Origin of the sequence: Leucobacter tenebrionis (genome assembly GCF_019884725.1) — a bacterium.
GTDB lineage: Bacteria > Actinomycetota > Actinomycetes > Actinomycetales > Microbacteriaceae > Leucobacter > Leucobacter tenebrionis.
The window spans coordinates 1,154,563-1,178,351 of sequence record NZ_CP082322.1 but is presented as its reverse complement, the minus strand read 5'-3'; the positions used below and the strand labels follow the sequence as shown (position 1 = coordinate 1,178,351).

At 67.3% G+C, this 23,789-nt stretch carries 36 protein-coding genes; 11 read left to right on the top strand and 25 right to left on the bottom strand.

What is annotated here, in order from left to right:
• Positions 1-10 precede the first annotated feature (10 nt).
• Both KVY00_RS05620 and KVY00_RS05615 read right to left on the bottom strand, forming a co-directional pair.
• Positions 11-1,594: a phage terminase family protein gene (locus KVY00_RS05620; protein ID WP_223044716.1), complete on the bottom strand. Its 1,584-nt coding sequence runs from the start codon at positions 1,592-1,594 to the stop codon at positions 11-13.
• Positions 1,524-1,982: a hypothetical protein gene (locus KVY00_RS05615; protein ID WP_223044715.1), complete on the bottom strand. Its 459-nt coding sequence runs from the start codon at positions 1,980-1,982 to the stop codon at positions 1,524-1,526. Before KVY00_RS05615 ends, KVY00_RS05620 begins: the two co-directional genes overlap by 71 nt.
• Positions 1,983-2,110: 128 nt before the next feature.
• On the opposite strand from KVY00_RS05615, the gene KVY00_RS05610 reads away from it, so the two are divergent.
• A complete protein-coding gene (locus KVY00_RS05610; RefSeq protein ID WP_223044714.1) occupies positions 2,111-2,590 on the top strand; it encodes a GNAT family N-acetyltransferase in 480 nt (159 codons plus the stop codon).
• Positions 2,591-2,595: 5 nt separating this feature from the next.
• On the opposite strand, the gene KVY00_RS05605 is transcribed toward KVY00_RS05610, so the two are convergent.
• The 19 genes from KVY00_RS05605 to KVY00_RS05520 all read right to left on the bottom strand — a co-directional run bounded on the left by KVY00_RS05605 (position 2,596) and on the right by KVY00_RS05520 (position 14,089).
• A complete protein-coding gene (locus tag KVY00_RS05605; RefSeq protein WP_223044713.1) occupies positions 2,596-2,895 on the bottom strand; it encodes an HNH endonuclease in 300 nt (99 codons plus the stop codon).
• 77 nt (positions 2,896-2,972) lie between these two features.
• Positions 2,973-3,686 (bottom strand): FxLYD domain-containing protein, encoded by a 714-nt coding sequence (locus tag KVY00_RS05600; protein ID WP_255572783.1) that lies wholly within the window; start codon positions 3,684-3,686, stop codon positions 2,973-2,975.
• Between the two features lie 442 nt (positions 3,687-4,128).
• A complete protein-coding gene (locus tag KVY00_RS05595; protein ID WP_223044712.1) occupies positions 4,129-4,782 on the bottom strand; it encodes a hypothetical protein in 654 nt (217 codons plus the stop codon).
• On the bottom strand, positions 4,772-5,074 hold the full coding sequence (locus tag KVY00_RS05590; protein ID WP_223044711.1) for a hypothetical protein: 303 nt from the start codon (positions 5,072-5,074) through the stop codon (positions 4,772-4,774). The genes KVY00_RS05595 and KVY00_RS05590 overlap by 11 nt, the downstream gene beginning before the upstream one ends.
• An 84-nt stretch (positions 5,075-5,158) precedes the next feature.
• Positions 5,159-5,293, bottom strand: a complete 135-nt coding sequence (locus tag KVY00_RS15545; RefSeq protein ID WP_255572782.1) for a hypothetical protein — start codon at positions 5,291-5,293, stop codon at positions 5,159-5,161.
• The gene (locus KVY00_RS05585; protein WP_223044710.1) at positions 5,290-5,523 is read right to left on the bottom strand and encodes a hypothetical protein; all 234 of its coding nucleotides are present in this window, start codon (positions 5,521-5,523) and stop codon (positions 5,290-5,292) included. The genes KVY00_RS15545 and KVY00_RS05585 overlap by 4 nt, the downstream gene beginning before the upstream one ends.
• A 13-nt stretch (positions 5,524-5,536) precedes the next feature.
• Positions 5,537-5,902 (bottom strand): hypothetical protein, encoded by a 366-nt coding sequence (locus tag KVY00_RS05580; RefSeq protein WP_223044709.1) that lies wholly within the window; start codon positions 5,900-5,902, stop codon positions 5,537-5,539.
• Positions 5,903-6,173: 271 nt separating this feature from the next.
• Positions 6,174-8,639: a phage/plasmid primase, P4 family gene (locus tag KVY00_RS05575; RefSeq protein WP_223044708.1), complete on the bottom strand. Its 2,466-nt coding sequence runs from the start codon at positions 8,637-8,639 to the stop codon at positions 6,174-6,176.
• A 4-nt stretch (positions 8,640-8,643) separates the two neighbouring features.
• Positions 8,644-8,832: a hypothetical protein gene (locus KVY00_RS05570; RefSeq protein ID WP_223044707.1), complete on the bottom strand. Its 189-nt coding sequence runs from the start codon at positions 8,830-8,832 to the stop codon at positions 8,644-8,646.
• A gap of 62 nt (positions 8,833-8,894) precedes the next feature.
• Entirely contained in the window at positions 8,895-9,527 is a 633-nt protein-coding gene (locus KVY00_RS05565) for a hypothetical protein (RefSeq protein WP_223044706.1), read from the bottom strand.
• Positions 9,528-9,578: 51 nt separating this feature from the next.
• Entirely contained in the window at positions 9,579-10,451 is an 873-nt protein-coding gene (locus tag KVY00_RS05560) for a hypothetical protein (RefSeq protein WP_223044705.1), read from the bottom strand.
• 9 nt (positions 10,452-10,460) lie between these two features.
• Positions 10,461-10,808, bottom strand: a complete 348-nt coding sequence (locus KVY00_RS05555; RefSeq protein ID WP_223044704.1) for a hypothetical protein — start codon at positions 10,806-10,808, stop codon at positions 10,461-10,463.
• Positions 10,805-11,161: a hypothetical protein gene (locus KVY00_RS05550; protein WP_223044703.1), complete on the bottom strand. Its 357-nt coding sequence runs from the start codon at positions 11,159-11,161 to the stop codon at positions 10,805-10,807. The genes KVY00_RS05555 and KVY00_RS05550 overlap by 4 nt, the downstream gene beginning before the upstream one ends.
• Positions 11,158-11,430, bottom strand: a complete 273-nt coding sequence (locus KVY00_RS05545; RefSeq protein WP_223044702.1) for a hypothetical protein — start codon at positions 11,428-11,430, stop codon at positions 11,158-11,160. The genes KVY00_RS05550 and KVY00_RS05545 overlap by 4 nt, the downstream gene beginning before the upstream one ends.
• Positions 11,427-11,867: a hypothetical protein gene (locus KVY00_RS05540; protein ID WP_223044701.1), complete on the bottom strand. Its 441-nt coding sequence runs from the start codon at positions 11,865-11,867 to the stop codon at positions 11,427-11,429. The genes KVY00_RS05545 and KVY00_RS05540 overlap by 4 nt, the downstream gene beginning before the upstream one ends.
• A complete protein-coding gene (locus tag KVY00_RS05535) occupies positions 11,864-12,463 on the bottom strand; it encodes a hypothetical protein (RefSeq protein WP_223044700.1) in 600 nt (199 codons plus the stop codon). The genes KVY00_RS05540 and KVY00_RS05535 overlap by 4 nt, the downstream gene beginning before the upstream one ends.
• Before the next feature lie 226 nt (positions 12,464-12,689).
• Positions 12,690-12,992, bottom strand: coding sequence for a hypothetical protein (locus KVY00_RS05530; RefSeq protein ID WP_223044699.1), 303 nt, complete (start codon positions 12,990-12,992; stop codon positions 12,690-12,692).
• Positions 12,993-13,076: 84 nt separating this feature from the next.
• The gene (locus KVY00_RS05525) at positions 13,077-13,316 is read right to left on the bottom strand and encodes a hypothetical protein (protein ID WP_223044698.1); all 240 of its coding nucleotides are present in this window, start codon (positions 13,314-13,316) and stop codon (positions 13,077-13,079) included.
• A complete protein-coding gene (locus tag KVY00_RS05520; RefSeq protein WP_223044697.1) occupies positions 13,313-14,089 on the bottom strand; it encodes a phage antirepressor in 777 nt (258 codons plus the stop codon). Before KVY00_RS05520 ends, KVY00_RS05525 begins: the two co-directional genes overlap by 4 nt.
• 72 nt (positions 14,090-14,161) lie before the next feature.
• Here KVY00_RS05520 and KVY00_RS05515 point away from each other — a divergent pair, with 72 nt between their 5' ends.
• Positions 14,162-14,632: a hypothetical protein gene (locus tag KVY00_RS05515; RefSeq protein WP_223044696.1), complete on the top strand. Its 471-nt coding sequence runs from the start codon at positions 14,162-14,164 to the stop codon at positions 14,630-14,632.
• Here KVY00_RS05515 and KVY00_RS05510 read toward each other — a convergent pair.
• The 3 genes from KVY00_RS05510 to KVY00_RS05500 are packed head-to-tail and all read right to left on the bottom strand — an operon-like array spanning position 14,604 to position 15,306.
• Positions 14,604-14,792, bottom strand: coding sequence for a hypothetical protein (locus tag KVY00_RS05510; protein WP_223044695.1), 189 nt, complete (start codon positions 14,790-14,792; stop codon positions 14,604-14,606). The two genes, KVY00_RS05515 and KVY00_RS05510, sit on opposite strands and share 29 nt — an antisense overlap.
• Positions 14,789-15,070, bottom strand: coding sequence for a hypothetical protein (locus KVY00_RS05505; protein ID WP_223044694.1), 282 nt, complete (start codon positions 15,068-15,070; stop codon positions 14,789-14,791). The genes KVY00_RS05510 and KVY00_RS05505 overlap by 4 nt, the downstream gene beginning before the upstream one ends.
• Positions 15,067-15,306 carry a helix-turn-helix domain-containing protein gene (locus KVY00_RS05500; protein WP_223044693.1) on the bottom strand — a complete coding sequence of 80 codons (240 nt, stop codon included), beginning with the start codon at positions 15,304-15,306 and terminating at the stop codon, positions 15,067-15,069. The genes KVY00_RS05505 and KVY00_RS05500 overlap by 4 nt, the downstream gene beginning before the upstream one ends.
• A 121-nt stretch (positions 15,307-15,427) precedes the next feature.
• On the opposite strand from KVY00_RS05500, the gene KVY00_RS05495 reads away from it, so the two are divergent.
• The 4 genes from KVY00_RS05495 (at position 15,428) to KVY00_RS05480 (ending at position 18,362) form a co-directional block, all read left to right on the top strand.
• Positions 15,428-15,901, top strand: a complete 474-nt coding sequence (locus KVY00_RS05495) for a helix-turn-helix domain-containing protein (protein ID WP_223044692.1) — start codon at positions 15,428-15,430, stop codon at positions 15,899-15,901.
• Between the two features lie 11 nt (positions 15,902-15,912).
• Positions 15,913-16,311: an ImmA/IrrE family metallo-endopeptidase gene (locus KVY00_RS05490; RefSeq protein ID WP_223044691.1), complete on the top strand. Its 399-nt coding sequence runs from the start codon at positions 15,913-15,915 to the stop codon at positions 16,309-16,311.
• An 18-nt stretch (positions 16,312-16,329) separates the two neighbouring features.
• Positions 16,330-17,001, top strand: coding sequence for an SHOCT domain-containing protein (locus tag KVY00_RS15540; RefSeq protein WP_255572781.1), 672 nt, complete (start codon positions 16,330-16,332; stop codon positions 16,999-17,001).
• 140 nt (positions 17,002-17,141) lie between these two features.
• Positions 17,142-18,362, top strand: a complete 1,221-nt coding sequence (locus KVY00_RS05480; RefSeq protein ID WP_223044690.1) for a tyrosine-type recombinase/integrase — start codon at positions 17,142-17,144, stop codon at positions 18,360-18,362.
• 316 nt (positions 18,363-18,678) lie between these two features.
• On the opposite strand, the gene KVY00_RS05475 is transcribed toward KVY00_RS05480, so the two are convergent.
• On the bottom strand, positions 18,679-19,206 hold the full coding sequence (locus tag KVY00_RS05475) for a hypothetical protein (RefSeq protein ID WP_223044689.1): 528 nt from the start codon (positions 19,204-19,206) through the stop codon (positions 18,679-18,681).
• A gap of 44 nt (positions 19,207-19,250) precedes the next feature.
• Between KVY00_RS05475 and KVY00_RS05470 the strand changes: the two genes are divergently transcribed.
• The 5 genes from KVY00_RS05470 (at position 19,251) to KVY00_RS05450 (ending at position 23,784) form a co-directional block, all read left to right on the top strand.
• Positions 19,251-20,021 carry a CYTH domain-containing protein gene (locus KVY00_RS05470; protein ID WP_223044688.1) on the top strand — a complete coding sequence of 257 codons (771 nt, stop codon included), beginning with the start codon at positions 19,251-19,253 and terminating at the stop codon, positions 20,019-20,021.
• Complete coding sequence (locus KVY00_RS05465; RefSeq protein ID WP_223044687.1) at positions 20,018-20,227, top strand: HPP family protein; 210 nt, start codon at positions 20,018-20,020, stop codon at positions 20,225-20,227. The genes KVY00_RS05470 and KVY00_RS05465 overlap by 4 nt, the downstream gene beginning before the upstream one ends.
• A gap of 175 nt (positions 20,228-20,402) precedes the next feature.
• A complete protein-coding gene (locus KVY00_RS05460) occupies positions 20,403-21,824 on the top strand; it encodes an NAD(P)/FAD-dependent oxidoreductase (protein ID WP_223044686.1) in 1,422 nt (473 codons plus the stop codon).
• Positions 21,821-22,201, top strand: a complete 381-nt coding sequence (locus KVY00_RS05455) for a cupin domain-containing protein (RefSeq protein WP_223044685.1) — start codon at positions 21,821-21,823, stop codon at positions 22,199-22,201. Before KVY00_RS05460 ends, KVY00_RS05455 begins: the two co-directional genes overlap by 4 nt.
• Positions 22,202-22,419: 218 nt before the next feature.
• On the top strand, positions 22,420-23,784 hold the full coding sequence (locus KVY00_RS05450; RefSeq protein ID WP_223044684.1) for a uracil-xanthine permease family protein: 1,365 nt from the start codon (positions 22,420-22,422) through the stop codon (positions 23,782-23,784).
• Positions 23,785-23,789 lie beyond the last annotated feature (5 nt).

The window sequence follows — 23,789 nt, the reverse complement described above, 5'->3', positions numbered from 1 at the left end:
GGACCCCCTCTCAGAACCCCGCAGATCGGAGGTCCACTTCATCTCGTGCGACGCTGTCGCGGGTCAGGACCGCGGCCTTCGGCGGCGGCGGCGTTCGCTTCTTCGGTGACGCCTCGGACTTGATGACGCCCCACACCGCCCACGTGACGGATTGGGCGTGCGAGATCGGTTTCGTTGGATCGGACGGCTCCCACGTGAAGCCGGCCCGCCCAATCGCGCGCGTGGTCGCGAGCTCGAGCGAGCGCGTCACCTCGCGCTGATCACGGTGCAGCACCAAGCCGTCATTCGATAGCTCGATGAAGATCGAGTGCGCGGCGGCGATCTCGTCGAGGTTCATCGCGAGGTACTTCACGCCGACGCGGTCAAGGTCCGCGAGGATCATGGCCGCGTTCTTCGGGTCGACGACGACGAGCGCGTTCCCGAGCTCCGCTTTCAGCGCCTTCACTTCGTCGGCGACCCACCGCACCTTGCGGTCCGTCTTGTGATGCTCGACCGCGATGTGATCCTCGTCGACGCGAATTGCCTTCGAGATCGTCGCGTATCCACCGCCCCGGCCGACCGCGATCGCGATCACGCCGCCGTCGCCATGCACCGGGTAGTCGCCCGCGACGCGCTTCCACACCGCGATGTCGAGCTCGGAGAGCTTCTCGGCTTCCTCCTCGCGGCGATTCGGCCAGATCGAGAACCGCAGACGCTTCACGGCTTCCGGGTCGAGACGCGAGATCTCATCCTCGATGGTCGCGCGCGTCAGGCCAGGCCGGTACCCCAGGCCAGGGTTGCCGGCGCGCCACACCTGCGGGTCGCGGATGTTGATCTTCGCGGCGACGTCGGGATCGTGCGAGCCCTTCGGGTTGAACTCCGCCCACCCGGTGCGGGGATCGGTGCCGGACCGGCCACGGTCGCGCACGCCCTCCCAGTACTCGGCGTTGTTGAGCTCGTCGGGCACGGTGCCGGTGAAGAGCACCTGCGTGTTGTCCACCGCCGACATCGTCGGCAGTAGCGCATCCATGGCCGCCTGCGGCGTCTCCTGCGCCTCATCGACCACGAGCACGTCAACCGTGAAGCCGACGCCGGCGTTGCGCGAGCGCGCCATGAACATCAGGCGGTTCCCGTTGGCGAGCTCGAAGCCGCGCCACTGGTTGTTGTCCTTGATGCCACGCTCTCCGCCGAGCAGCTCACCCATCAGCAGCGGCGACGCCGTGATCACCCGTTTCAGACGTCGGAACGCCTCGACCGCGGTCTTCACCTCGTGCGCGGAGTGCAGGATCGTCTTCGGCTCCCCGTCAGCCTTCGGCCACAGGAAGAGGTGCGCGAGCTCGTACGGCAAGATGATGTTGCCCTTGCCGTTCTGACGGCTGACGAGCACACCGAACTCCGTGCACACCCACCGCTCGGCGGCATCGATCGAGAGGATCGCATCGAGCGTAAGCTCCTGCCAAGGATCCTCACGCAGACCCGCAACCGCGGCGAGGTCGAGCGCCTCACCCGCGCGCGAGCCGGCACGCTCGGGGATGCGGAGGAGGCTAGGCTCCTGCAGCCCGAGCAGCTTCCCGCTGCTCCCGCTCTGCTCTGGCAGCAGCAAGCTGGTCGCCAAGGGTGACCCCCTTCGTCGACTGGCCGTTGCCCTGGATCTCCGCGATCTCGCGCAGAATCTCCCGCTGTTCCCGCATCTGCAGGTACGCGCGCGCCGGATCCGACACCTTCAACGCCGCGACGAGCTCGCGCGACTGCTCGAGCATGTCCCGCAGCGTCTCTAGCCGGGAGACGTGCCCGTCGTCGGTGCGCGGCGCCGGCGGAACCGCAGCCGCGGCCTTCGCGGCCTCGCGCTCCACTTGCTTCTCGCGCCGCGACTCGGCCGAGTTCGACCGGTCCCGCGAGTTCTGCCGCTTCGCATCCCGGCAAGCGTCACAGACCGGCGTCTTCTCCCTCAGATGGCGCCGATACGCCGCGTACGTCCCGCACGGAGCCTTCGGACGCGCCATATCGCACCCCCTCAACTCAATTCGCACCCCACACGAATTCGCACGGGGGGATTTTCGCCACGCCCGCGCGGGAAGCTGGCAACGGATGAGGGCTCCTGGATTTTTCCGGGGGCATGTACGGTCTTCCTATGGAGGATTCGCCGCTGTCGCTTGTTGAGCTTCGTCCGCGCAAGAAGCGTGTGTACTGGTATGTGTTTGAACCGTCAGATGAGTTCGAGAAGCCGTGGTGGCGACCAGAGGAGACGGTCTCGGATAGAGAGCACTGGCTCTCAGTACAGCACGATGGCTCGGAAGTGGGGCGCTGTAAGTTCACCCTCGATGAGGGGGTTGTTTCCCATCCGCAGTTGGGCGATATGCCGCATGGTCAGTTAGACATCCTTGCGTTCGAGGTGGCTGTGTCGGCACGCGGCAAGGGTGTAGGGCGCGATACTGTTGCGGCGATCCGTGCGGCGTACCCGCTGCCGAGGTTGACGGCGTTGAACGATAACGAGAAGTCTCGGGGCTTCTGGGACAGTTTGGGATGGGTGCGTATCGAGCATCGGATTCCCTCGCTTCGCAGCGAGAGAGTCACTTACTCGGAGCCCTTCCCTCGCAAGGTGTCAGGCTAAGTAGATCACGTTGCCGCCCAGATCTCGACGGGTGCCACGTCGCCCTTCATGCTGTTACACCGACGATGGAACGGGCTGAGGTCCTGCTTCACGAGGTGGCCGCCGTTCGCGAGCGCGGTCGGATGATCCGCGGTGAAGCTCATGGGATCCGTGTGGGGGAGTGTGGTGTCGATCAGTTCACCGCAGCCGTAGTCGCTGCCCCAACCGCAGGGCAGGTTCTCGCGGGCCGTGCGGCGCTTGAGAGCAGCCTGCTTCCGGCGGTATGCGCGGTGACCCTTGCCGTTGCGGATCTGCTGCGTGCCCACGGTCACCTCCCGGGAATGACTGAGCCCCGAGGCCAGTCGGGCTCCGGGGCTCAGGCAGTGATGATGTTAATGGACGGTTAGAAGCCAGTGATCTCCTTGAACCGGACCTCAGCGATTTCATCTATCGCATCGAAACAGTGAGCTTCGAACTTCCACTTGCCGTTGGCGTCAATCGTGTTCGTATTCGCAAGGCAAGTGCCGAGGTTTGCTCCTGCGGCATCGTAGGTATCGAAAGTGATCTGTACGTAGTTCGTTATCGCTTTGTCGCTGTTGTTGGAGACGTAGCCAGTGACGACCGCAGAGAATCCGTACTCGTCAGCTGCAGCACTCCATCCCTCGTCAAGAGTGAGGCGCTCCCTAGGTGCTGGCGGAGCTTCTTCTTCCGGTTCGGGAGCAGTTGTTGCCGATTCAGACGGCTCGGCTCCGCTCTGTTCGGCACCTTGGGATGCGGCCGATTCCTTCGCCACAGATTCGACTGCGGCGCCGAGACCCGCCGTGGTGAAACAGGACGTGATGAGAGCCAACGCGGCGAGAATCAAGCCGGTCAGGGCGAAGGCTCTCGGCTGCTTCATTGCGAGCGCAACGATTCCGAATACCACGCCGGTCAGTCCGAGAATGATGCCGAGTACCGGGACTAGGCCGAGGAGGAAGGCGACGATACCGATCACGAGGGCCGTGACGGCGAGCCCCTTCGGCGCAGAAGGTTGTGGCTGCGGGGGAGCGTACTGCGGTGGAGGCGGCGCGTAGGTGGGTTGGATGTGGGGCGGCTGTTCGCCGTTCGGTGTGCTCATGAGCAGATCATGGCAGACGCCCGTCGCTTACAAGCGCTGCTTTCGGGATTCCGTGATGATTTGGTTATCCCGAGCGGTGTGCGCGGGCTGTGGGCGCCCTGGCCCGACGCGCACCGTGGTTCGGAAGGAATGAGTAAGGGCCGGTGCCGCGAGGTGTTTCGCGTTCCGGCCCATTTGCTCAACCATCACAGTAGGGTCAACCCCCTTTACCCCTGCAAGAGGTGAGGTGCTGACGGCGTGTCGCCTTTGTTTTCGCGGTTTCTGAGGTCGCGGAGACTGGCCTCTCGCCACCATCTCAGGAGGTCCGTGTGCGCGACGATGCGGCGGCCCTGGTCGTCCCATTCCATCGGCAGGCCGCGCTTGCGCCACTTCCTGATGGTCTGGGGGTGGCGTCGCACGCGGGCGGCGGCTTCCCGGTAGGTGTACCAATCGCGATTCTCGATCACGGGCTGTCTCGCTCTCGGATAGGGATCTTCTCGACTGGGGCGCCGGCGCGGTCCCATTGGGCTTCGCAGGTGTCACACCGGTAGCCGGCGAGACCTTCTGCGTCGTAGACGGGGGCGATAGTGCTCTCACCGCAGGCGGGGATCGGGCAAGGCCTCGGCCGGTATGCCTTGAACTTCGGCTCGGCGCGCGGGTAGCGGCCCCGCATTTTGCGTACCGATGCGGCGAGGTGGTCGGGTGCGTCGCCGAGCTTCCCGTCTGCAGCGAGTTGTTCGAGGTCGGGGAGGAGGGTGACGAGCCATGTGCGGATCTCGCTGGCCCACGCGTACGCCTCGTCAGGGCGACAGGAGGGGAGGCCCTGGGGTTCGTATCGTCCTTGCCAGAGTCCGGTGCGTACGGGGCGGGGAGAGGGCAGCCCGGTGCGGTCTGCAACCTCCCTTGCGAAGAGCACGAGTTCGACGTAGAGGGCGTCGGCGTCGTCGGCCGCGGTGGCGTTGTAGGGGAGGCGTGCCGGGTCGCTGCCGCCCGAGACCCTGACGGCCTCGGTGTCCTGCGCCTTGATGGTGTTCTCGACGAGTTCGCGCATGTGCAGGATCTGGAACGGGACCTGATCCAGGTGCCACTTCAGCCAGGCGGCCCAGTTATCGAACATTCGAGCCCCCTCGGAGGTGGCGGTGTACGGATCGCGAGGTCCGGTGCTCGCGTTTCTCGCGATCACGGAGCACGCTCACCACTAACAGCTCAAGGGCAGCAATGAGCATGCCCGACCACAAGACGTTGTTCCAGAAGCCGTCCTCCGGCTGCCAGCGGATCACGATGCTGATGAGGAGCAAGCCGGCCAAGCCGCGGATGCCGGTTCCGAGTTCCCATGCCAGATTGCGTTTCATCATCTGGACCTTCTCTCGGCGGCGCGTCGCCTCCGGGGTTTCAGGTGTGGTGCTCATGGTGTTCTCCTGTCAGGTCGGTTTCGGTGACACCGAGACGAGCGAGCGCGTCGATCTCGACGGCGGTGAGGTTGCGGAGGGTGCTCATGCCGCCCATGCCTCGAGTTCAGGGGCGGTGAGCACGGCGCTGCAGTCTCGGCAGAGGGCTTTGATGTTGGAGCCGGGCGTGCGGGGGATCCCGCAGCGGACGCAGGGGATGGGCTTGCCGTGGCTGCTCATCGGTTGTGCTCCTTGATGTCGTCGAGGGCCTGGCCGAGTTCGGTGATTGTGGTGATGTGCCGTTTGAGCGGGGTGATGAAGATGCGGAGGCGGCCGGTGCTGGTGTGGGTGCCTTCGCCGACGGTGGTGCCGTCGGGGCTGGTGATGTGGATGATGGTGCCGGTGCGGGTGCTGCGGTAGCCGGCGGTGGTGATGGTTTCTTCGAGGAGTCGGGGGCTGATCTTCGTCATGCAGATGGTCCTTTCAGAACGGGGTCGTGTCGGGCGACGGCGCCTCTGGTGCGGTGTCGTCGGGGTCGGGGATGGTGATGGGGGTGCCGGGGAGGCGGACGTTGCATTGGTGGGCGGGGAGGATCTGGTCGGGTGGGCCGCAGTAGTGGTATCGGTGCCAGTAGTGGTCGCGGAGCGAGAGCCGTGGGGTGCGTTGGCGGGTGTGGAGGTTGTAGACGGGGCGGTCGAGGATGACGCAGGAGCTTTCGACGCCGGGGCTGATGTGGGTGGGGTCGGCGCGCATGAGGGGGACGCCGACTGCGGCGGCGAGGTCGTATTCGGCTTCGATGACGGGTGCGCTGCAGCGGGGACAGGTAGCGGGGAAGGCGTGCCGCTTCATCGGACACCTCCGAGGCGACGAGTGCCCGATAGCACCGGAATCTCAGTTGAACGTGTCGTGCGCGCGTATAACCCAGTCACCCTGTTACCTATCAATGAGCTGGGGCAACTGGAAAAGTTGGGCACTATCGGGCACTGTGCCCCGGTTCTCCGCATGATCTCGCGGTTTTCGCGAGTGCCCGAGCCTCGAATTGATCGGGCACTATCGGGCACTATCGGGCACTGAGCTTCGGTGACACAGTGCCCGATCTTGCGGACCGCCCCAGGGGTGCTCATCGGTCGCTCCAGTGGGTGCCGAACAGGCGACCTTCTGTCTCCTCGTCGGCGGGGTCGTCGGGGGTGGTGAGCATGACGCCGGTGTAGTAGCGGCGCCCGTTGGAGCGCACGACGTCGATGTCGAACTTCTGACGGAGCTGCCGGCCGAATGACTGGCCAGAGAGCTCGTGCTCGTTCTCGTCGCGGCACCACTGGTCGTAGACGCGGCGCAACTCCGAGGTCGCGACGCGGGCGTGTTCGCCGCCGCCGAGCAGGCACCGGTCTTCGACGAAACGGGCGAGGTGGTCTTCCTCCTGCTGGTAGGTGGCGGTCGCGGCGCGCACGGAGGCGGGCTCGGTGAGGCCGCTCTTCACGTAGTCGACGCAGCCTTGGATGAGCCAGGCGAGGATGCCGGGGCCTTCTTCGTCGACGAGGCGCTGTTGAAGGTTTTCGATGCGCTCGGTTTCGGGGATGATGCGGGTGAACGGGATGAGGCGTAGCCTGCGCCAGAAGCTGTTGCCGCCGGACTCGACCTTGGGCTGGTTGTTGCCCATCAACCAGAGCGTGTGCGACGGGTTGAACGTGAAGAAGTCCTGTCGCATGAAGCGGGCGGTGATCTTGTCGCCGCCGGTGAGGGCTTTCACCTTGGCTTCGTCGAATCGGGTGCCTTCGTTGATTTCGGCGGCGACGACGAAGCGGCGGCCCTGGAGTGAGGCGAGTTCGGTTTCGTGGCGGTCGCGGCCGGCGAGGAGGAACCCGTGCGGGGCTTCGGTGGCGTAGTCGCCGAGGAGCGTGGTGATGGTTTCGAGGAACACGGTTTTGCCGTTGCCGCCGGCGCCGTGGAGGAAGGGGAGCACGTGCTCGACGACTTGGCCGGCGAGGGAGAGGCCGGCGAGGCGTTGGACGTAGGTGATCATGGGCTGGTCGTCTCCGAAGGTGGTTTGCAGGAAGCGGTCCCAGAGCGGCGTCGCCTGCGCGGCGGGTGCGATGGTGGTTTGTTTCGAGTGGTAGAGGTGCGGGGTGGCGGGGGTGATGGCGCCGGTGGTGAGGTCGACGACGCCGTCGGGGGTGTTGAGTTGCCAGGGGTGGGTGTCGAATTCGGCGGCGGGGGTGCGTAGTTCGGGGAGGGCGCGGGCGAGGCGCACGACGTTGGTGAGTTGGCGGGTGCCGAGCGATTTGATGCGGTGCTTGCGTATCTGTTCGTAGTCGGTGGGGAGGCGGTCGGCGATGTCGAGGGCGGCCTGCAGTGCGGGGGCGTCGTCGGGCGCCCATTCCCATCGGGTGCCGGTCCATTCGGCCCAGCGTCCGGCGTCGGGGATGAAGCGGAGGCGGGCGGAGTATTCGGCGGCGAGGAGGCGGGCGTTGCCGGCGTCGGTGAGGGCGCTGGGGTCGGATCCGACGAGCGCCGACCCGGCGGCCGCGGGGGTGGGGGTGTCGGTGCCGGTCGCCTCGGCGCTGTGGTTGTCGGGGTTGGGGACGGCGGTGAGGTGGCGGGCGGGGGTGAGGACGCGGGGTGCGCGGTGCCCGTATCCGTCGGCGGCGAGCTGCTTTGCGGCGGCGGTGTGGTCGCCGCGGTGCTCGAGGAGGGCGTAGGCGCCGAACTTCGTGTATGGGGTTTCCGGGTCGAATTCGGTGGAGCTGGTGAAGACGTAGAGGCGGTCGCGGTCCGATGCCTTGCCGGTGGATGCGCTGATGCCGTGCTTCTTGCCGGGGCGGCACCAGTAGCGCAGTTGGCCGCGCTGGTGGATGAGGGTCCACCCGTGGGGGGTGAGGATTTCGGCCCAGTCGGTGCGCTGTTCGTAGTCGTCGCCGGGGGTGATGTCGCCGTCCTGGTGGCGGTATGTCTTCCAGAGGTCGGCGACGGGTCCGGCGGGTGCGGGTGCGACCGGGTCGGGGGTTTCGTCGAGGGTGCGCACGAGCGCGTGGAGGGTGTCGCGCTCGGCTGCGGTGAGGGTGGGGATGGTGGTGGGGCCGCCGGCGAGGCGCGCCCACGGCTTCCCGGTGGGGTGGGCGGTGCCGCCGGTGGGGGCGAGCACGACGAATCCGCCTTCGCCGCGAGTCTCGGCGAGGGTGGTCTTGTCGGGGGCGGCGGCGAGCTTCGTGTTGCCGGGTACCGCCATGCCGTCGAGGCGGTAGAACCAGTGCACGCCGCCGGAGGGGCTGAGTTCGAGCCAGCCGGTGTTGATGCGCTGCCACAAGTCTGCGAGGCCGGAGGCTTCGGCGAGCTGCGCGAGTTCGGGAAGGTGGTGGGCTGCGCGCCCTTCGAGTTCGAGCATTTCCACGCCGCCGGACACGGCGCCGGTGATCATGCCGACGCCGTGCTGGGTGTCGCGCATGAACCAGGCGTCGAGTTGGTCGACGTCGGCGCGCTCGAGCGTGTACGGCTTCCAGGCGATCGCAGGCCGCTTCGTGCCGTCGGTGGCGACGGGGACGACGGAGATGCCGGCCTGGTAGAGCTGCGCTATGGTTTCGGCGGTGTGCACGGGGCTACTCCTGGTCGCGTCGGGTGACGCGTGTGGCGGGGACGGTGGTGTCGATGCGGGGGTAGGCGTTGAGGCTGGTCGCGGTGATCTGGTGGCCGCGTCCGCGGGGGCGGATGGTGAGGATCTTCCAGAGGTCGGTGTCGCCGTTGATGCGGATGATCTCTCCGACGGTGAGGGGGCGTGGTGCGGGCATGGTGGCTCCCGGGGTTGGGGCCGGGCCGCCGCCGCGTTGCAACGGCGGCCCGGTGGGGTGGGTTAGAAGGTGCCGGCGGCGATGTGTCCGACCTGCTCGGCGGTGATGCCGAGCGCTGCCCCGATCTGGGCGTGGTCGAGGGCTCCGATCGCGAGGAGCTGCTTGGCCTTGTCGGCCTGCTCCTGGGTGACGCCGGCGGGGAGCGCATTGAACCCGTCTGCCTGGGGTGCGGGCGGCTGCTGGGGTGCGGGAGCCTGCTGCGCGGCCGCCGGGGCGGACGCGGCGAGGCCGGACGCGGGCGGCGTGTACTGCGCCTGGTACAGCTTCGCCGGGTTCGCCGGGTTCTTCGAGTTCGGATCGTTCCCGACGTAGGTGACGGTGAGCAGGCCACCGATCGCGACGTCCTGCTGGCCGGCGGCCTGGATCGCCTGCGCGATCGCGGTTCGCATGTTCTTCGACGACACGTAGATGGTGCGGGCGCCGTCGTCGTTGGCGTCCTCGTGGGGCACGTTCGTGTCCTCGAGGGGTACGACGATGTCCATCTTCGGGTCGCCGTTGGGCCAGAAGTCGAGGTCCTGGGATCCGAACTTCGTGGCCTGCTTCTCGAACGGCATCTGCGCGATCTTGCCGGTGACGGTGGTACCGACCTGGAGGAACTTCGCGGCGCGGCCGCCGCTGGGTGCGAACAGAGACATGGGTTTCTTCTTTCTGGTTGTGCAGTACTTCGGTTGCTCGGTGCTGCGGGGTTACTGGAAGAGGTTCGACCGCCGCGGTTGCGGGGTCTGGGGGTACTGCCCGAGGCCGGGCAGAGGTTGGGGGAGCGCAGGACTGGGGGCCGGCGCCGGGGTGAGGGGGCGCGGGGTGACGGGACCGTGACCGGGCTCGAACACGTTGCGGCGCTCCGGGGCGGGGCGCTCGCGGGAGCACCACGGGCACCACTCGTCGTCGCAGAGCGGCTTCGCGCGCAGCGCGGCCTCGAGGCCGACGATCTGCAGCAACCCCCAGAGCGCATTGAGGCGGTTGAGGGCCTCGGCGGCGATGTGCGGGTTGTAGGGCTCGTGCCACCAGTACGCCTTCGACAGTTCGCCGTCGCGGGGGAGGAACGAGATCGCGACGTGCTTCGCGTCACCCCACCCTCCGGTCTCGGTGAAGCCCTTGCCGTAGAGGTGGGCCTGCACCCGGTACTGGCGGGAGGGGCCGTGGAGGCGGTACTTCGTGAGCTGCTTCGGGCCGACGACCTTGTGATCGATCACGGTCCCCGAGGGCACATGGAACAGGTCGGAGTGCCCGGTGATGGGGATCGCGTCGGGGCCGGTGCCGAGCATCCCGACCGTGATCTCCCACTCCGTCACCCAGTCGGAGCGGGCGACGTCCCCGGACGGGTTCGTCGCGTCGAACCAGCGCTCGAGCTGGTCGTGCACCGCGGTACCCACGGCGGGCTTCCACGCAGGCGGGCGGGGTGGTTCGTCGACACCGGCGAGCTTGTACAGGATGCGGCGGTCGCATTCGATACCGATCTCGCTGGGGCCGATCCGCTTCTGCAGGCTGCGCGGGTGCGCGGCGATCGCGGCTTCGATCACCCCCAAGTAGAGGGCTTCGACGGTGGGATGCTCGGACATCGGGGACGCCTATCGGATCGTCACGGACGGCGCCGAGTACGTCTTGTACGGTTCGAGCGCGGCTGGCGCGAACTGCTGCTTCATCGCGTCGGTCGAGATCACCGGCTCGTACAGAGTGGGGAAGCTCTCGGCGGGGTAGTCGGCGGCGAGACGCTTCTTATCGACGGTGCCGCGGCGCGAGATCGTGACAGTGGCGTGCTCGTGCTTATGCGTACCCTCGCCGAGCGCTTCGACCAGACGCGCGTCGAGGGTCTCCTTCTCCTCCTTGATGCGCTCGGCCATCGCCTTGAGCTCGGCGAGGCGCAGGATCCACTCACCGACGTGCGCGTCGGTGGCCTGTTCGATGGTGGTGTTCATGAGGGGGTTCCTTCCTGGGTGGTGTGGTCCTGTCCGAGGAGTCGGAGCAGGGTGGGGAGCGTCAGGGTGACGTTCCACGCTTCGGGGGCGGCACGGTCGATGCCGGCGAGCCCGGTGGGGGCGACCACGACGCCGAGGTCGGCGTCCGCGTCGCCGCGGTTCACTTCGGCGATCTCGAGGCGCATGTCCTGGTGCTCGGCCGAGCTCACGGGATCCGGAAACACGGTCACGACAATCGACTGCCCAAGCGGCGTCGTAAGGCCGGTGATCGTGCTCGACTGGACAGTGTCGCCGGGGCCGTCATCGAGGAGCGCGCGTACGATCGCGGCGGCTCCGAAGGCTCGAGCGCTCATCTCGTGGCCTCGCGATCCGCGAAGGTGTTCCGGTGCTCTCCGCTGTGACCTTTACGCAGGGTGCACAACGTCACCGTGATCACGCTGTCGAATGCGTCGAGTACGCCGTCCCACCTGATCTCGAATTTGCATTGCGACTCGCGGAACGCCGTCGCGGCCACTTTCAGGCGTTCCTCCGCGGCCTCGTAGGCGGTCACCGCCTTGCGGTAGTCGTGCTCGAGTCGACGGTGCTCGGCATCCAGTTGGGCGGGGGTCATGTTCGCGCTCATGCTGCATCTCCACCCGAGGGGGCGAGCGGGGACAGTGGGGTTACCGGCGCCGGCTCGGTGTCCTCGTCGACGATCTCGGCATCCTCGACACCGGCCTCGAGCTCGAGCGGCGCCACCTCAGCGACATCGGCGAACTCCTCGCCGTCGTCGCCGTTCAGGTCGAGGGTGTCGGGCTTTCGGCCGAGACGCTGCTCGGTGGCGTCCTGCAGCAGATCGCGGGCGTCGTCCTCGAGATCACCGGAGACGGGCTCGATGCGGAGCACCTTCACCTCGGGGATGAGCTGGTAGTCCTCGTCCTGCGTGATCTTCGCGGTCTTCAAGACGACGATCGCGACGGTGTGGTCCTGCGACCGGTATCGGTCGACGAGCGCCGGCGCGATCGCGGCGAGCCCGTTCTTGTCATCCTTCGGCAGCGCCGAAGCGAGCTTCACAGTCATGATGTGGGGGTACCTTCCGGGTTGGTCGTGCGGTGCGGCCACCGGACGGCGGCCACGGCCTCCGCGCGTTGCCGCGTGGAGGAGTCGATGGGGGAGCCCAAGTGCCGGGCGCCCATGCAGGCGAGCGCGAACCCGTCTGCGACGTTGTCATTGCCGAGCGTCAGGTGCGGGTGCTCGGCGGCGAGCGCAGCCACCACCTCCCGCTTGTCCGGGCCCTTCCTGGTGTTCTTCACGGGCTGGTGGCCGGCGGCGTACTTCGCCCGGGTGCGCGGGTAGGCCTGGGCGACGTCGTGGCCGCGGGAGTGGAGGTAGGCGACGGTGCGCCACCACAAGCCCGCACGCTCGTGCGCCTTCCCGTTCCGAGAGCCGAGCGAGGGTGCCTCCACGACGATCAGGCAGCGCGTGATGGGGATGTGCGCGACTATCCCCTCGAGTGCGGTGTGGAGGCGGTCGAGAGTGCCGGACAGGCTCGGGTCAGGGGCGGGTTTCGTCTCGACGAGACCGAGGCGCACCTGCCCGGTCTCGAGGCCGATGACGGCGACACCGGTGCCCGTGAGGCTGAGGTCGAGACCGACCGAGTAACGGGGCGCGGTCACTGCTTCACCGCCTGGTCGATGCGGTGTGAGAGGCGGACGAGCCACCCCCACCACCCAGCAGGAGTACGCCCGCGACGACCCACACCGGCACCGCGGCGACGGGCCCCCACCCGTACGGGATCAGTCCCGCCAGCGTGCCGAGCACCGACATGGTCGCGAGCAGACACAGGCACCGCCAGATCAGGAGCGACGGGGAGCACCTTCGTCTCCGGGACACGGCCCGCATTCACCGCTCGCCCCGCTTCTGCTGCTCAGCGTGCGCGATCCGGCGCTCTTCCTCGCAGTTCGGGCACGTGCAGCCCAGGCGGATCCGGTCGAGGATCGCCCGACCCTCAGGCGAATCGACCGCGATCCCGGTGCGACCGCTGCGACGGATCTCGTTCTCCATCGCGTCGCTCGCGAGCTCGAGCATCTTCGCGAGCACACGCTCACGCTTCCGACGCTGAGCCTCCGCGCGCAGCGTGAGCACGAGATACGTGCCCGACACGATCACCACCGCGACCGACGCGGTGAGGGCGAATGCTTCCATGATGGTTTCCTTCCGAAATTGGCAATGCTGTAGCTGGCCCTCCCCAGCGAGGGCGCAAAATTTGGGCTGGGAGAAGAGCGGCGGTTAGGAAGCTCGGCCGACGTGACGAGTCGATTCGACCCAGTCGTCGATCTCCTGCTGCTCGTAGATCACGGTCTTCTGCGACGGCTTCCGCCAGTCCGGGCGAAGACCCTTCTTCCTGCGATCCGTGAGGATCTCTACCGTCAAGCCGGGCACGCGCTCACAGACCATCTCGGGAGAGAGCCACACCGGCTCGCGCGTGGCCCCCTTCACGGGCCGCAGCGGGGAGACGGTGGCGCTCATGCTGCGGCCCCGCCCAGGTCGAGCGCGAGCTGGTCCTGCGGCGCGTACTTCTCGATGAAGTACTGCTGCCCCTTGCCGGTGACCTTCGGCGTCTTCGTGAGCAGCACGTGCCCGTCCGGATGCTGCCTGGTGGACTCCTTGATCTCAAACAGGCCCAGCTCCATCGACTTCTGCGTCGGCATGTTCCAGTCCGAGCCGCGGCGCCGGATCAGGTACCCGTCGGCACGGAGCTTCTCGAACAGGCGGTTGGCGCCGAACGCGGCACCGTTCGCGCGGAGGATCTTCGCGAGATCCCCCACGAGGATCGTCGACGGCGACGCCGCCACAGCCTCCGCGAAGTGCACCTTCGGAGCGTCTGCCGTGATCTTCGCCTCGAGCTGCTCGACCCGGCGCGCGGTGATCGCGAGCGCCTGGTGCACGATCTCATCCTCCGTGAGCGCCGGCTGCGCGTTGTAGGAACCGGTGCGGCGGATCTGGGGGAGCACCTCCGACGTGATCCACCGACGGAACGCTGCTGCCTCGGGCTTGTCGGAGCGGATCACGACCTCGTACATGCCCGCCTCGCTGACGAGGATCATCTTTTGGGCACCACCCGGAGTGGGAAGGGTATGCGTCTGGCGCACACCCTCGTCGAGACGCGAAGCGAGTCGGCCTACGGCGGCGATATCGAGGACCCTCGCGAGGTCGGTGAGCACGAACCACGGCTCACCCTCCACGAGCACGACGCGCACGTGGTGCTCGCCGAAGTCGAACGGTACGATCTGACTGGACATTGGGTTTCCTACTTCCTGATGTCTGGCCCCGCATGGCAGTGCGGGGCATCTTTCGTTGACGAGAGGGTGGGCATGTCGAATTTCATCGACGAGAAGACAGGCATGTCGGACCTGGTGGTCGGAATCCTCTTGGCGATACTCGCCAGCACTGTCATCCCCTGGGTGACCTCTCTGGCAAGCGCCTGGCTCGAGGCGCGACGCGACCTGAAGAACCGCAGACGCGAACTCTTCGAGAGAATGTTCGTCACAAATGTCCGAGACAACTTCCGAACTCCCGCCACCGATGCCGAGGAGAGGCAGCGCGACATCGACTCACAGAACAAAGAGGCGAACGCGGCGGTTACAGCCCTGCGCTCGAGCTTCGGGCTATTCGACAAGACCGTCGAGAAGGTCGCCTTCGATGGCTGGTCCTTCCGCAAGCCGGATGATCCAAAGTTTGAGATGCTGCGACTGTGGGCTAACGGCCACGTATGGATCGCGAGATGGAAGGCCCGCAAGTTAGCAAAGGCGGACATCAGCTCATCACCAGACCAACAGCGATAGTCGAGACGGTAAGTCCGACTGCGACTGCGATGATGATCCAAGCCTCATGGGGCAAGACCACCCCGCAGAGCGTCAGGATCACCCACAGCAAGCCGACGATGATGGCGGCGACGATGAATGATGCGAGCCACCCGAGAAACGCGACCAACAACTCGATCATGCTCCCACCGCCTCACGGTCGGCGAACGTGTTCCGGTGGCCCCCGGTGTGCCCCTTTCGTAGGTTGCACCGGGTCACACGCACCACGCTCCGACCATCGAATGCCCGCGTATTCGAACGCCGGATCTCGGTACCGCACTGCGCCTTGAGGTACTCGTCGCCGAGCCGGTCAGCACGCTCCTGCGCTGCCCGATACGCGATCCGCGCCGCCAGGTAGTCAGCCTCAAGCTGCAGGTGCGCCGCGTCGAGCTCTGCCGGGGTCGGCTTCCGCGCGCTCACGACGCCACGGCCAGACGACGCGGCTTTGCGAACTCCGACCACGGAATACCGAAGTGCTCACCAAGCTTCGCGAGCTCATCGAGCGTGTACGCGACCTCGCCATGCCAGCGACGCGACGCCGCCCGCTCACCGAGCCCGAGCACCTCCCCGAGCTGCTTGATAGTCATGCCGTTGGCGGCAACTTCGGCCCGCACGTTGGCGGCTACCTGACCCTGTGTATCGTGTTTCTGTCTCATGGCATCCATCATGCGCGTTTAAACGCGCAGGTGCAACTCGCAAATACGTTGTACGCGCTTTTTCGCGCGCATAACGCTCATCTAGTGGCAGATTCCCGCCTCTGCGTGTACTGTGGGCTCCATGCCAAGAGGAACGAAAGATGAAGCCGGCCCCGCCGCTCAGGCAGTAGCTGAGTTGATCCGTCGCGAGATGGGCGCTCAGCGCGTTTCGGGCCGCCAGCTCGCCGAGCGCATCAACAAGGGGGAGACCTACCTGAGGGAGCGCCTAAGCGGCAAACGCTCCTTCGACCTGAACGACCTCGACGACATTGCCGACGCCCTGAACCTCGATGTGATCGTGATTCTCGAACAGGCAGAGAACTCTGTCCGTCAGGCCGCAGCACCGCGCGCCGTAGTGAACATGAGCGACTACCGCCGCACAGACTCCGAAGCCGAGAATGTCAGTGGCCCGGAGCAGACTGCCACCGTGACACCCATCCCCACAGACCGCGACCTCACCGCCGAGGAAGCCGCCGAAATCCTCAGAACCTACCCCCACGCAGCCGACAGCCGCCCCGGCCGCGACGAAGAACAAGAAGCCGACCGCCACCCGTAGAACGGAGCACTATGGATCGTCACCCGATCGCGCGCCGCCTACACGCCGAAGCCGAACGCCTCGGCCTCACCATCAAGCGCGCACCACTCGAGCCACCACTTCGCGGCGCGAGCGTCCCCGCACTCGACCTCATCATCGTCGACCAAGCGCTCGTCCTACCGCAGTACCTCGAAACCTGCGGCCACGAGATCGGACACGCAGTACACGGCCACGGATGCACCGACCCACACACCGAAGCGCAAGCCTGGCGCTGGGCCTCCAACTTCCTCGTCAACGTCGACGAGTACGCACGATCCGAGCGGATCAACCCCCACCCCGCATCGATCGCCCAAGACCTCGACCTCACCACCAACATCATCATCGAATGGCAAAGGCACCACGGCAGCCAGCTACTCACCAAGGCTGCCTGAAACGAAAGGAAACCGAGAATGGGACTCTTCGACAAGATGAAAGACACCGCCACACAAGCGATGTCCGATGCCAAGCAGGCCGTCGCCAAGACCCGCGCCGACATGGTTGCGGAGTCCCGCGACGCCGAACCCACTACGGTCGTCACCGCCGGCCCCCAGCCGCTCTACGAGGCGGTGAGCCACATCGACGGCAAGAACGCAACGGTGCGACTCTGGCCCGACCGCATCGAATGGGAACGCAAGCGTGGCGTCTCCGGCGCGAAGGTCACCGCTGGCGTCATGACCGCGGGACTCTCCATGCTCGCGACAGGAGTGAAGGGCGGCAAGGACGCCTACGACATGGTGCTGCTCGAGCACATCACCAACGTCTCGAATCGCAAGGACGGGATGCTCTACCACCTCGTCGAGGTGCAGACCGCATCCGGCGGCGCCATCAACACCATCGCCTTCCGCGTCAGCCGAGACGAAGCAGCGCAGTTCCGTCAGGCGATCCTCAGCGCGATCCAGGAGCACAAGGCCGGATCGTCTACCCAGGTGAACGTCAACGTCGCGCAGCAGACCACGACTGCAGCTCCTGCGGCACCGGACGCCGCCGCGCAGTTGCAGCAGCTCGCCGGCCTCCGCGACGCGGGGATCCTCAGCGAAGCAGAGTTCGAAGCGAAGAAGACCGAGATCCTCGCTCGCATGTAGAAGCGAGCCAACGCAAAAGGCCCCCGCAGCGCGTTCCGCCGGCAAGCAAGAACCGCGCCACGGGGGCACACACCGAACCTCATGAAAGGAGATCCGATGAACAACACGATAGTCGAGCGCGCCCGAAACAGGTCGCGCTGATGGCTACGATCAAGCCGTACACCACCGCATCCGGCAAACGATACCGAGTCCGGTACCGGAAGCCCGACGGCTCCCAGACCGACAAGCGCGGTTTCAAGACGAAGCGCGAAGCCGAGCTGTTCCTCGCCTCGACGACGATCTCGAAAGCCACCGGGGACTACATCGACCCGCAGGCAGGGCGCACCACTATCAGTGCGCTCGGCGAGACGTGGCTCGCCGGGCAGACGCACCTCAAGCCATCCTCTGCTGCCGCGTTCGCGGGGTCATGGCGCACGCACGTCGAACCTCAGTGGGGCGACCGCCAGGTCGCGTCGATTACCTACTCCGAGATCCAGGCATGGGTGGCAGACCTCACCGCAGGAATCCCCGGCGTCAAAGAAGGCGAATGGAAGCGGAAGCCGAAGAGTGCCACGACCGTGCACCGCGCCCACAGCGTCCTCTCCGCGATACTCGACACGGCAGCACGCGACAGGCTCATCGCTTCGAACCCCGCCCGAGGTGTGAAGCTCCCACGCAAAGGGCGTCGGCGCCACGCCTACCTCTCGCACGCGCAGGTCGCGCACCTCGCCCGCGAAGCCAAAGAGCACGCCCTGCTGGTCAACCTGCTCGCCTACACCGGCCTTCGGTGGGGAGAAGCGACCGCGCTGCGCGTCGAGGACATCGACCAGATGCGGAAGCGCCTGCGAGTATCCCGCAACGCCGTTACCGTCGCAGGGAAGATCATCCCTGGCAGCCCGAAGACCCACCGCGCCCGAACGGTGCCCGTACCGGCCTTCCTCCTTGCAGACCTGCTCGAACACATCGAAGGGCGCGGGCCCGACGCGCTCGTCGTCGGCGACGGTGTGACCTATCAAGCGGCACCGGCTGCGGGCCGCAACTGGTTCTCCGGCGCGGTGAAGCGATGCCGAGCGGTCGACGGCACTTTTCCAGCTATCACACCGCACGATCTCCGCCACACCGCCGCCTCGCTCGCGATCCAGACGGGCGCGAACGTGAAAGCGGTACAGCGGATGCTCGGGCACGCCTCCGCTGCGATGACCCTCGACGTCTACGCAGACCTCTTCGAAGACGATCTCGACGCAGTTGGGGCAGCGATGGATGACGCTCGGCGTGCCCACATTTTGCCCACACCCGACCGCCCACAGCGACCCGCGACGCCCCTTCACGCCCCTCAACTCCCGCAGGATTATGCGGAAGTTGAGGCTACTACTGGGGCCTGAGGCTAATCGATTCCTCTCCAGGGCACTCAGTCGCTTCGCTCCTTCGCGCCCTGTCGAGGCGTCATGCTGAACCTTGAACGTGACTCGCAGGCTCGTCACGCGGCGTGGCCGCGCAACGCTGGCGCGTTGCTTTCAGCGGCCGGCCGGGTTCGATTCCTCTCCAGGGCACAGCATTGGCGTGGCAGGCGAAGCCTGCCGCGGATCCTGCCCGGATCCGGAGTCCCTTATTTCGGATCAGACCGTTCTTTCGGACCGGATCACCAGGGTCAGCTCCGAAAGAACAGCGTGAGCCGAAGTATCGGCCCGGCGTCCACTGCTACACCGGCGGGTCGATGAGCAACCCGGCGCGTTCCGCCAGGAACTCCGAGAGCGGGGGAGCCCCGTTCAGATCGGCTCCGGCCCGCCAGCGCACGCGCACCTCGCCGTCGGCGAACCCCACCGGGCACTCCGGGGGCAGCGAGGCCAGCGCACTCGCATCGAGTGGAATCGGGGCGGCATCGTAGTTGACGGGCGATCCGACCTCGAATCCGCCGCGCAGCGCGGCCGCCGCGAGTTCCCTGCGTTCCTCCCGGGAGACCGACTGGTAGCCCGGTCGTCCTCGCTCCGCCGCGCGGGTCGCCCGCCCCACCGCGTACAGGCCGCCGTCGGTGCCGAGCAGGAGAGAGCCGAGTCGCCAGACCTCGCCGAGTCGCTGCATGGTCGCGGGGCGCGTCCAGAGCAGCACGCGGCGCGGGGGGACGTACTCGGCGAGCGCCTCGGTCGGGACACCCGCGGCGCGCAGCCTCGACACGGTCTCGGCGCACGCCCGCTGTGCGCGCTCCGCGGCTGCGACCTCCTCTGCCATCCGGCCAGTGTATCCGGCGTCAGTAGAGCCCGTATGCTGTCGGTGTGACTGAACAGGCAGATGCGCAGGCCGCCGGATCGCTCGAGATCGAACGGAAGTACGAGGCAGCGGTCGGTCTGACGCTGCCGCCCGCAGAGGCGTTTCTGACGGTCGGCCTCACGGCCGATCCGCCCGCTGTCCAGCATCTCTCGGCGCGATACTTCGATACCGCCGCGGCCGATCTCGCGCGCCTGGGGTTCGCCGTGAGGGTGCGCCGCGGGGGCAAGGACTCCGGGTGGCACCTGAAGCAGCGCACCGAGCAGGGCAACCGAGAGCTGCTATGGCCTCTCGATCCGGCGACCGAGGGGATGCCGGGGCCCGACGCGATGCCGGAGGCGCTCCGGGCCGAGATCGAGACCCGGGTCGGCGTGCCGGCCTCGCGGCTCGTGCCGATCGCCGAGCTCGAGACCGAGCGTACGACGGTGGTGCTGCGCGACACCGCCGGCCGCGAACTGATCGAGCTGGCCGACGATCGAGTGCGCGCCGTCGCAGGTGAGAGCCGGGTGCGGCGCGCGTGGCGGGAGTGGGAGGCCGAGGCGCTGCCCGACGCCCACGCGGAAGGCGGTGCGGCGGGCGCGGCCGAGGTGCTGGATCGCGTGGAGCCGGTGCTCATCGCCGCGGGGGCGACTCCCTCGCTGAGCTTCGCGAAGATCGCGCGGGCGACCGGGCAACTGGTCGCCGTCGCGCGGTCGAAGGGAGCCGGGGAGGATCGGATCGCGGCGCTCGAACGGCTCGACGCCTCCGATCAGGAGGCGGCGCGTACGCTGGAGGCATGAGCAGCGGATCGAAGTCGCGGAAGCAGTCGGGAAAGCAGGACGAGGCCGCGGCGCGGGCGCGTCGCAAGCAGATCATCGTCGCGCTGGTGATCGGGGCCGTGGTCGGAGTGGTGATCAGCGCGCTCACCGAGTTCTGGCTGTGGCTGCCCGCGGGTCTCGCGATGGGTCTCGCGACGGGCGCGATCATGAAGCCGCCGAGCGACTAAACCCCGGCGATCGGCGCGAGCGCGGCGGTGGTCAGCTAGAAACGACCGGTACCGTGCGGATCGCCGCAGTTTCGTGGATGCCGAAGCGCCTCGCTTGTAAACGTCGTTGACATTCGCATTTACATTGTGACGGCGATGTGCGAGGATCGATCAGGAAATCGAGGACGAGGATCCCATGCAACCCACCATTTTCGAAACCAACCGCCCCGCCGCGAAGATCATCGACGACTCGCTGGCCGATACGAAGCTCGCAGTCTTCTGGACCGAGGACGTCGCCGACTCCGCGGCGCGTTATCCCGCGCTCGACGGCGATCAGCGCGTCGACGACGCCGTCGTGGGAGGCGGGTACGCCGGACTGTGGACCGCGATCAAGCTGAAGACCGAGCACCCCGACCGCCGCGTCGTGCTGCTCGAGGCCGTGCGGGTCGGCTGGGCGGCATCCGGACGCAACGGCGGTTTCTGCGAGGCGAGCATCACGCACGGCGAGCCGAACGCCGAGTCGCGGTGGCCCGACGAGACGGGCACACTGCGTCGTCTCGGCTACGAGAACCTCGACGCGATCCAGCGCTTCATCGAGCAGAACGAGCTCGACGTCGATTTCGAGCGCACCGGCCAGCTCGCGGTCGCGAACGAGCCCTATCAGACCGAGTGGCTCGGCGAGAGCGAGGACCCGCACGTCATCACGCTCGACCGCGAGCAGGTGCAGCAGCGCATCAAGTCGCCCACCTTCCTCGGCGGCGAGTTCTCGCCGCTCGAGAACGCGAATCTCCACCCCGCCAAGCTGGCGGCCGAGCTGGCGCGCCACGCCGCCTCCATCGGAGTCGAGATCCACGAGCAGAGCCCGGTGACGAGCCTCGCGGGGTCGGCCGACGCTCCGATCCAGCTCACCACCGACCGCGGCACCGTGTTCGCGGAGCGGGTCGCGCTCTGCACCAACGTCTTCCCCTCGCTGCTCAAGCGCTACCGCTTCCACACGGTGCCCGTGTACGACTACGTGCTGATGACAGAGCCGCTCACCGACGAGCAGCTGGCCTCGATCGGCTGGGAGGGGCGAGAGGGCCTCGCCGACATGGCCAACCAGTTCCACTACTCGCGGCTCACCGCCGACAACCGCATCCTCTGGGGCGGCTACGACGCCGTGTACTTCGCGGGCGGGCGCATCAAGCGGGAGCACGAGGACCGCATGGAGAGCCACCGCAAGCTCGCCAGCCACTTCTTCACCACGTTCCCGCAGCTCGCCGGCGTCAAGTTCACGCACCGCTGGGCGGGCGTGATCGACACCTCGACCCGTTTCTGCGCGTTCTTCGGCCAGGCTCACGGGGGTCGAGTGCAGTACGTCGCGGGCTTCACCGGACTGGGGGTCGGGGCGACGCACTTCGCGGCCGACGTGCTGGTCGACCGCTTCGAGGGACGCGTCACCGAGCGTACGGAGCTCGAGATGGTCAAGCAGGTGCCGCTGCCGTTCCCGCCCGAGCCGGCCGCGTCGATCGGCATCAACCTGACGCGCTGGTCGCTCGACCGAGCCGATCACAACGACGGCAAGCGCAACGTGCTGCTGAAGACGCTCGACGCGCTGGGGCTGGGGTTCGACTCGTGAGCGGCGTGCTGCCCGAGGGGCGCAACGAGGCGGTTCGCGGTCTTTCGCTCGATGTCGAGCTCGAGGCGGTGCCGGCCGACGATGTCGTCTCGGGCGAGCCCCGGCAGGGCATCACCGAGCTCGGAGGCATCGGCGGGGTCGAGACCGGCATCTGGGAGCTGCGCGGGGGAGTGGTCACCGATACGGAGACCGACGAGTTGTTCGTCGTGCTGTCGGGCGGGGCGAGGATCGAGCTGCTCGAGGTGCCGGGCCATCCGGAGGAGACGGGCCGCACGGTCGAGGTCGGCCCCGGCGACGTGATGCGCCTCGTCGCGGGCACCCGCACCCGGTGGTCGGTCGAGGACCACATCCGCAAGGTCTACATCGCAGCGGAGTAGCGATGCTCGGAGGGCTTCTGAGACCGCCGCCGATGTAGACCTCCGGCACCGATGGAGACCTCTCGAACCGTGCGAGAGGTCTACTCCAGTGCGGGAGGTCTCCATCGGTGCCGGAGGTCTGCGACGGTAAGAGCGGTGCAGCTCGCCGCGCCGGCGCCAGGCGCATTAAGATAATGCGTTGGCGCGAGCGCGTCGAACCCGAACCCGAAGGAGCCACCATGGCGCTGCCCTGGAAGCTGCACCGAGACGGCAAGCACGTCTCTTCCGACGCGATCGTGCTGCCGGAGGAGCGCATGACCTGGCCGCGCACCATCGGCTTCGGCGCCCAGCACGTCGTGGCGATGTTCGGCGCGACCTTCCTGGTGCCGCTGATCACGGGCTTCAGCCCGACCGCGACCCTGTTCTTCTCGGGCCTCGGCACCCTGCTCTTCCTGCTCATCACCGGCAACCGGCTGCCGAGCTACCTCGGCTCGTCGTTCGCCTTCATCGCGCCCATCATGGCCGCGACCGCGAGCGGCGGGGACGACAGCGCGGCCGGTCTGGCACGAGCGTCGTTCGGGATCCTCTCGATCGGCGTGCTCATGGCGATCGTCGGCATCGTCGTCACGAAGTGGGGCACGGGCTGGATCAACGCCCTCATGCCGCCCGTGGTGATGGGCGCCATCGTGGCGCTCATCGGCTTCAACCTCGGCCCCGCCGTCAAGAACAACTGGAACGCGACCGAGCTGTCGGGCTGGGTCGCGCTCATCACCCTCGTCGCGATGCTGCTCATCACGGTGCTGTTCCGCGGGCTCATCGGCCGTCTCTCGATCGTGCTCGGCGTGGTCGTCGGGTACATCGCCGCGGTGGCGATGGGCGAGGTCGACTTCTCGACCGTGAACGAGGCCGCCTGGATCGGGCTCCCCGCCTTCCACGCCGTCGGCAACCCCTTCGCCGACCCGACCCTGTGGGGGCTGCTGCCCGCCTTCCTGCCCGTGGTGCTCGTGCTCATCGCCGAGAACGTCGGCCACGTGAAGAGCGTGGGGCTCATGATCGACCGCGACCTCGATCCTGTCACGGGGCGGGCGCTGCTCGCGGACGGCGTATCGACGGTGCTCGCGGGCTTCGGCGGCGGATCCGGCACCACCACCTACGGCGAGAACATCGGCGTGATGGCCGCGACGCGCGTCTACTCGACCGCGGCCTACTGGGTCGCCGGCGTCATCGCGGTGCTGCTCAGCTTCTCGCCGAAGATCGGCGCCCTCATCAACACCATCCCCGCGGGTGTGCTCGCGGGCGTGACCGTCGCCCTCTACGGCCTCATCGGCCTCATCGGCGTGAAGATCTGGATCGACAACCGTGTCGACTTCGGCAAGCCCGTCAACCAGTTCACCGCCGCGGTGGCGCTCATCATCGGCATCGCCGACTTCACGCTGCAGCTCGGCTCGGTCGTGTTCAACGGGATCGCGCTCGGCACGATCGCGGCGGTCGCGGTCTACCACTTCATGAGCGGTCTGTCGCGGCTGCGCGGCGGAGAGGTGCAGGTCGCGGACCCGGTGGTGACCGCCGAGACCGGGACGACGCGAGTACCGGCCGACGGGTAGTCGGC

What these genes read in the sequence shown, in the direction of transcription:
- KVY00_RS05615 (WP_223044715.1), bottom strand. Translation starts at nt 1,982, where the DNA reads ATGGCGCGTCCGAAGGCTCCGTGCGGGACGTACGCGGCGTATCGGCGC.
- KVY00_RS05610 (WP_223044714.1), top strand. Translation starts at nt 2,111, where the DNA reads ATGGAGGATTCGCCGCTGTCGCTTGTTGAGCTTCGTCCGCGCAAGAAG.
- KVY00_RS05600 (WP_255572783.1), bottom strand. Translation starts at nt 3,686, where the DNA reads ATGAGCACACCGAACGGCGAACAGCCGCCCCACATCCAACCCACCTAC.
- KVY00_RS05595 (WP_223044712.1), bottom strand. Translation starts at nt 4,782, where the DNA reads ATGTTCGATAACTGGGCCGCCTGGCTGAAGTGGCACCTGGATCAGGTC.
- KVY00_RS05590 (WP_223044711.1), bottom strand. Translation starts at nt 5,074, where the DNA reads ATGAGCACCACACCTGAAACCCCGGAGGCGACGCGCCGCCGAGAGAAG.
- KVY00_RS15545 (WP_255572782.1), bottom strand. Translation starts at nt 5,293, where the DNA reads ATGAGCAGCCACGGCAAGCCCATCCCCTGCGTCCGCTGCGGGATCCCC.
- KVY00_RS05585 (WP_223044710.1), bottom strand. Translation starts at nt 5,523, where the DNA reads ATGACGAAGATCAGCCCCCGACTCCTCGAAGAAACCATCACCACCGCC.
- KVY00_RS05580 (WP_223044709.1), bottom strand. Translation starts at nt 5,902, where the DNA reads ATGAAGCGGCACGCCTTCCCCGCTACCTGTCCCCGCTGCAGCGCACCC.
- KVY00_RS05570 (WP_223044707.1), bottom strand. Translation starts at nt 8,832, where the DNA reads ATGCCCGCACCACGCCCCCTCACCGTCGGAGAGATCATCCGCATCAAC.
- KVY00_RS05565 (WP_223044706.1), bottom strand. Translation starts at nt 9,527, where the DNA reads ATGTCTCTGTTCGCACCCAGCGGCGGCCGCGCCGCGAAGTTCCTCCAG.
- KVY00_RS05560 (WP_223044705.1), bottom strand. Translation starts at nt 10,451, where the DNA reads ATGTCCGAGCATCCCACCGTCGAAGCCCTCTACTTGGGGGTGATCGAA.
- KVY00_RS05555 (WP_223044704.1), bottom strand. Translation starts at nt 10,808, where the DNA reads ATGAACACCACCATCGAACAGGCCACCGACGCGCACGTCGGTGAGTGG.
- KVY00_RS05550 (WP_223044703.1), bottom strand. Translation starts at nt 11,161, where the DNA reads ATGAGCGCTCGAGCCTTCGGAGCCGCCGCGATCGTACGCGCGCTCCTC.
- KVY00_RS05545 (WP_223044702.1), bottom strand. Translation starts at nt 11,430, where the DNA reads ATGAGCGCGAACATGACCCCCGCCCAACTGGATGCCGAGCACCGTCGA.
- KVY00_RS05540 (WP_223044701.1), bottom strand. Translation starts at nt 11,867, where the DNA reads ATGACTGTGAAGCTCGCTTCGGCGCTGCCGAAGGATGACAAGAACGGG.
- KVY00_RS05530 (WP_223044699.1), bottom strand. Translation starts at nt 12,992, where the DNA reads ATGGAAGCATTCGCCCTCACCGCGTCGGTCGCGGTGGTGATCGTGTCG.
- KVY00_RS05525 (WP_223044698.1), bottom strand. Translation starts at nt 13,316, where the DNA reads ATGAGCGCCACCGTCTCCCCGCTGCGGCCCGTGAAGGGGGCCACGCGC.
- KVY00_RS05520 (WP_223044697.1), bottom strand. Translation starts at nt 14,089, where the DNA reads ATGTCCAGTCAGATCGTACCGTTCGACTTCGGCGAGCACCACGTGCGC.
- KVY00_RS05515 (WP_223044696.1), top strand. Translation starts at nt 14,162, where the DNA reads ATGTCGAATTTCATCGACGAGAAGACAGGCATGTCGGACCTGGTGGTC.
- KVY00_RS05510 (WP_223044695.1), bottom strand. Translation starts at nt 14,792, where the DNA reads ATGATCGAGTTGTTGGTCGCGTTTCTCGGGTGGCTCGCATCATTCATC.
- KVY00_RS05500 (WP_223044693.1), bottom strand. Translation starts at nt 15,306, where the DNA reads ATGAGACAGAAACACGATACACAGGGTCAGGTAGCCGCCAACGTGCGG.
- KVY00_RS05495 (WP_223044692.1), top strand. Translation starts at nt 15,428, where the DNA reads ATGCCAAGAGGAACGAAAGATGAAGCCGGCCCCGCCGCTCAGGCAGTA.
- KVY00_RS05490 (WP_223044691.1), top strand. Translation starts at nt 15,913, where the DNA reads ATGGATCGTCACCCGATCGCGCGCCGCCTACACGCCGAAGCCGAACGC.
- KVY00_RS15540 (WP_255572781.1), top strand. Translation starts at nt 16,330, where the DNA reads ATGGGACTCTTCGACAAGATGAAAGACACCGCCACACAAGCGATGTCC.
- KVY00_RS05480 (WP_223044690.1), top strand. Translation starts at nt 17,142, where the DNA reads ATGGCTACGATCAAGCCGTACACCACCGCATCCGGCAAACGATACCGA.
- KVY00_RS05475 (WP_223044689.1), bottom strand. Translation starts at nt 19,206, where the DNA reads ATGGCAGAGGAGGTCGCAGCCGCGGAGCGCGCACAGCGGGCGTGCGCC.
- KVY00_RS05465 (WP_223044687.1), top strand. Translation starts at nt 20,018, where the DNA reads ATGAGCAGCGGATCGAAGTCGCGGAAGCAGTCGGGAAAGCAGGACGAG.
- KVY00_RS05460 (WP_223044686.1), top strand. Translation starts at nt 20,403, where the DNA reads ATGCAACCCACCATTTTCGAAACCAACCGCCCCGCCGCGAAGATCATC.
- KVY00_RS05450 (WP_223044684.1), top strand. Translation starts at nt 22,420, where the DNA reads ATGGCGCTGCCCTGGAAGCTGCACCGAGACGGCAAGCACGTCTCTTCC.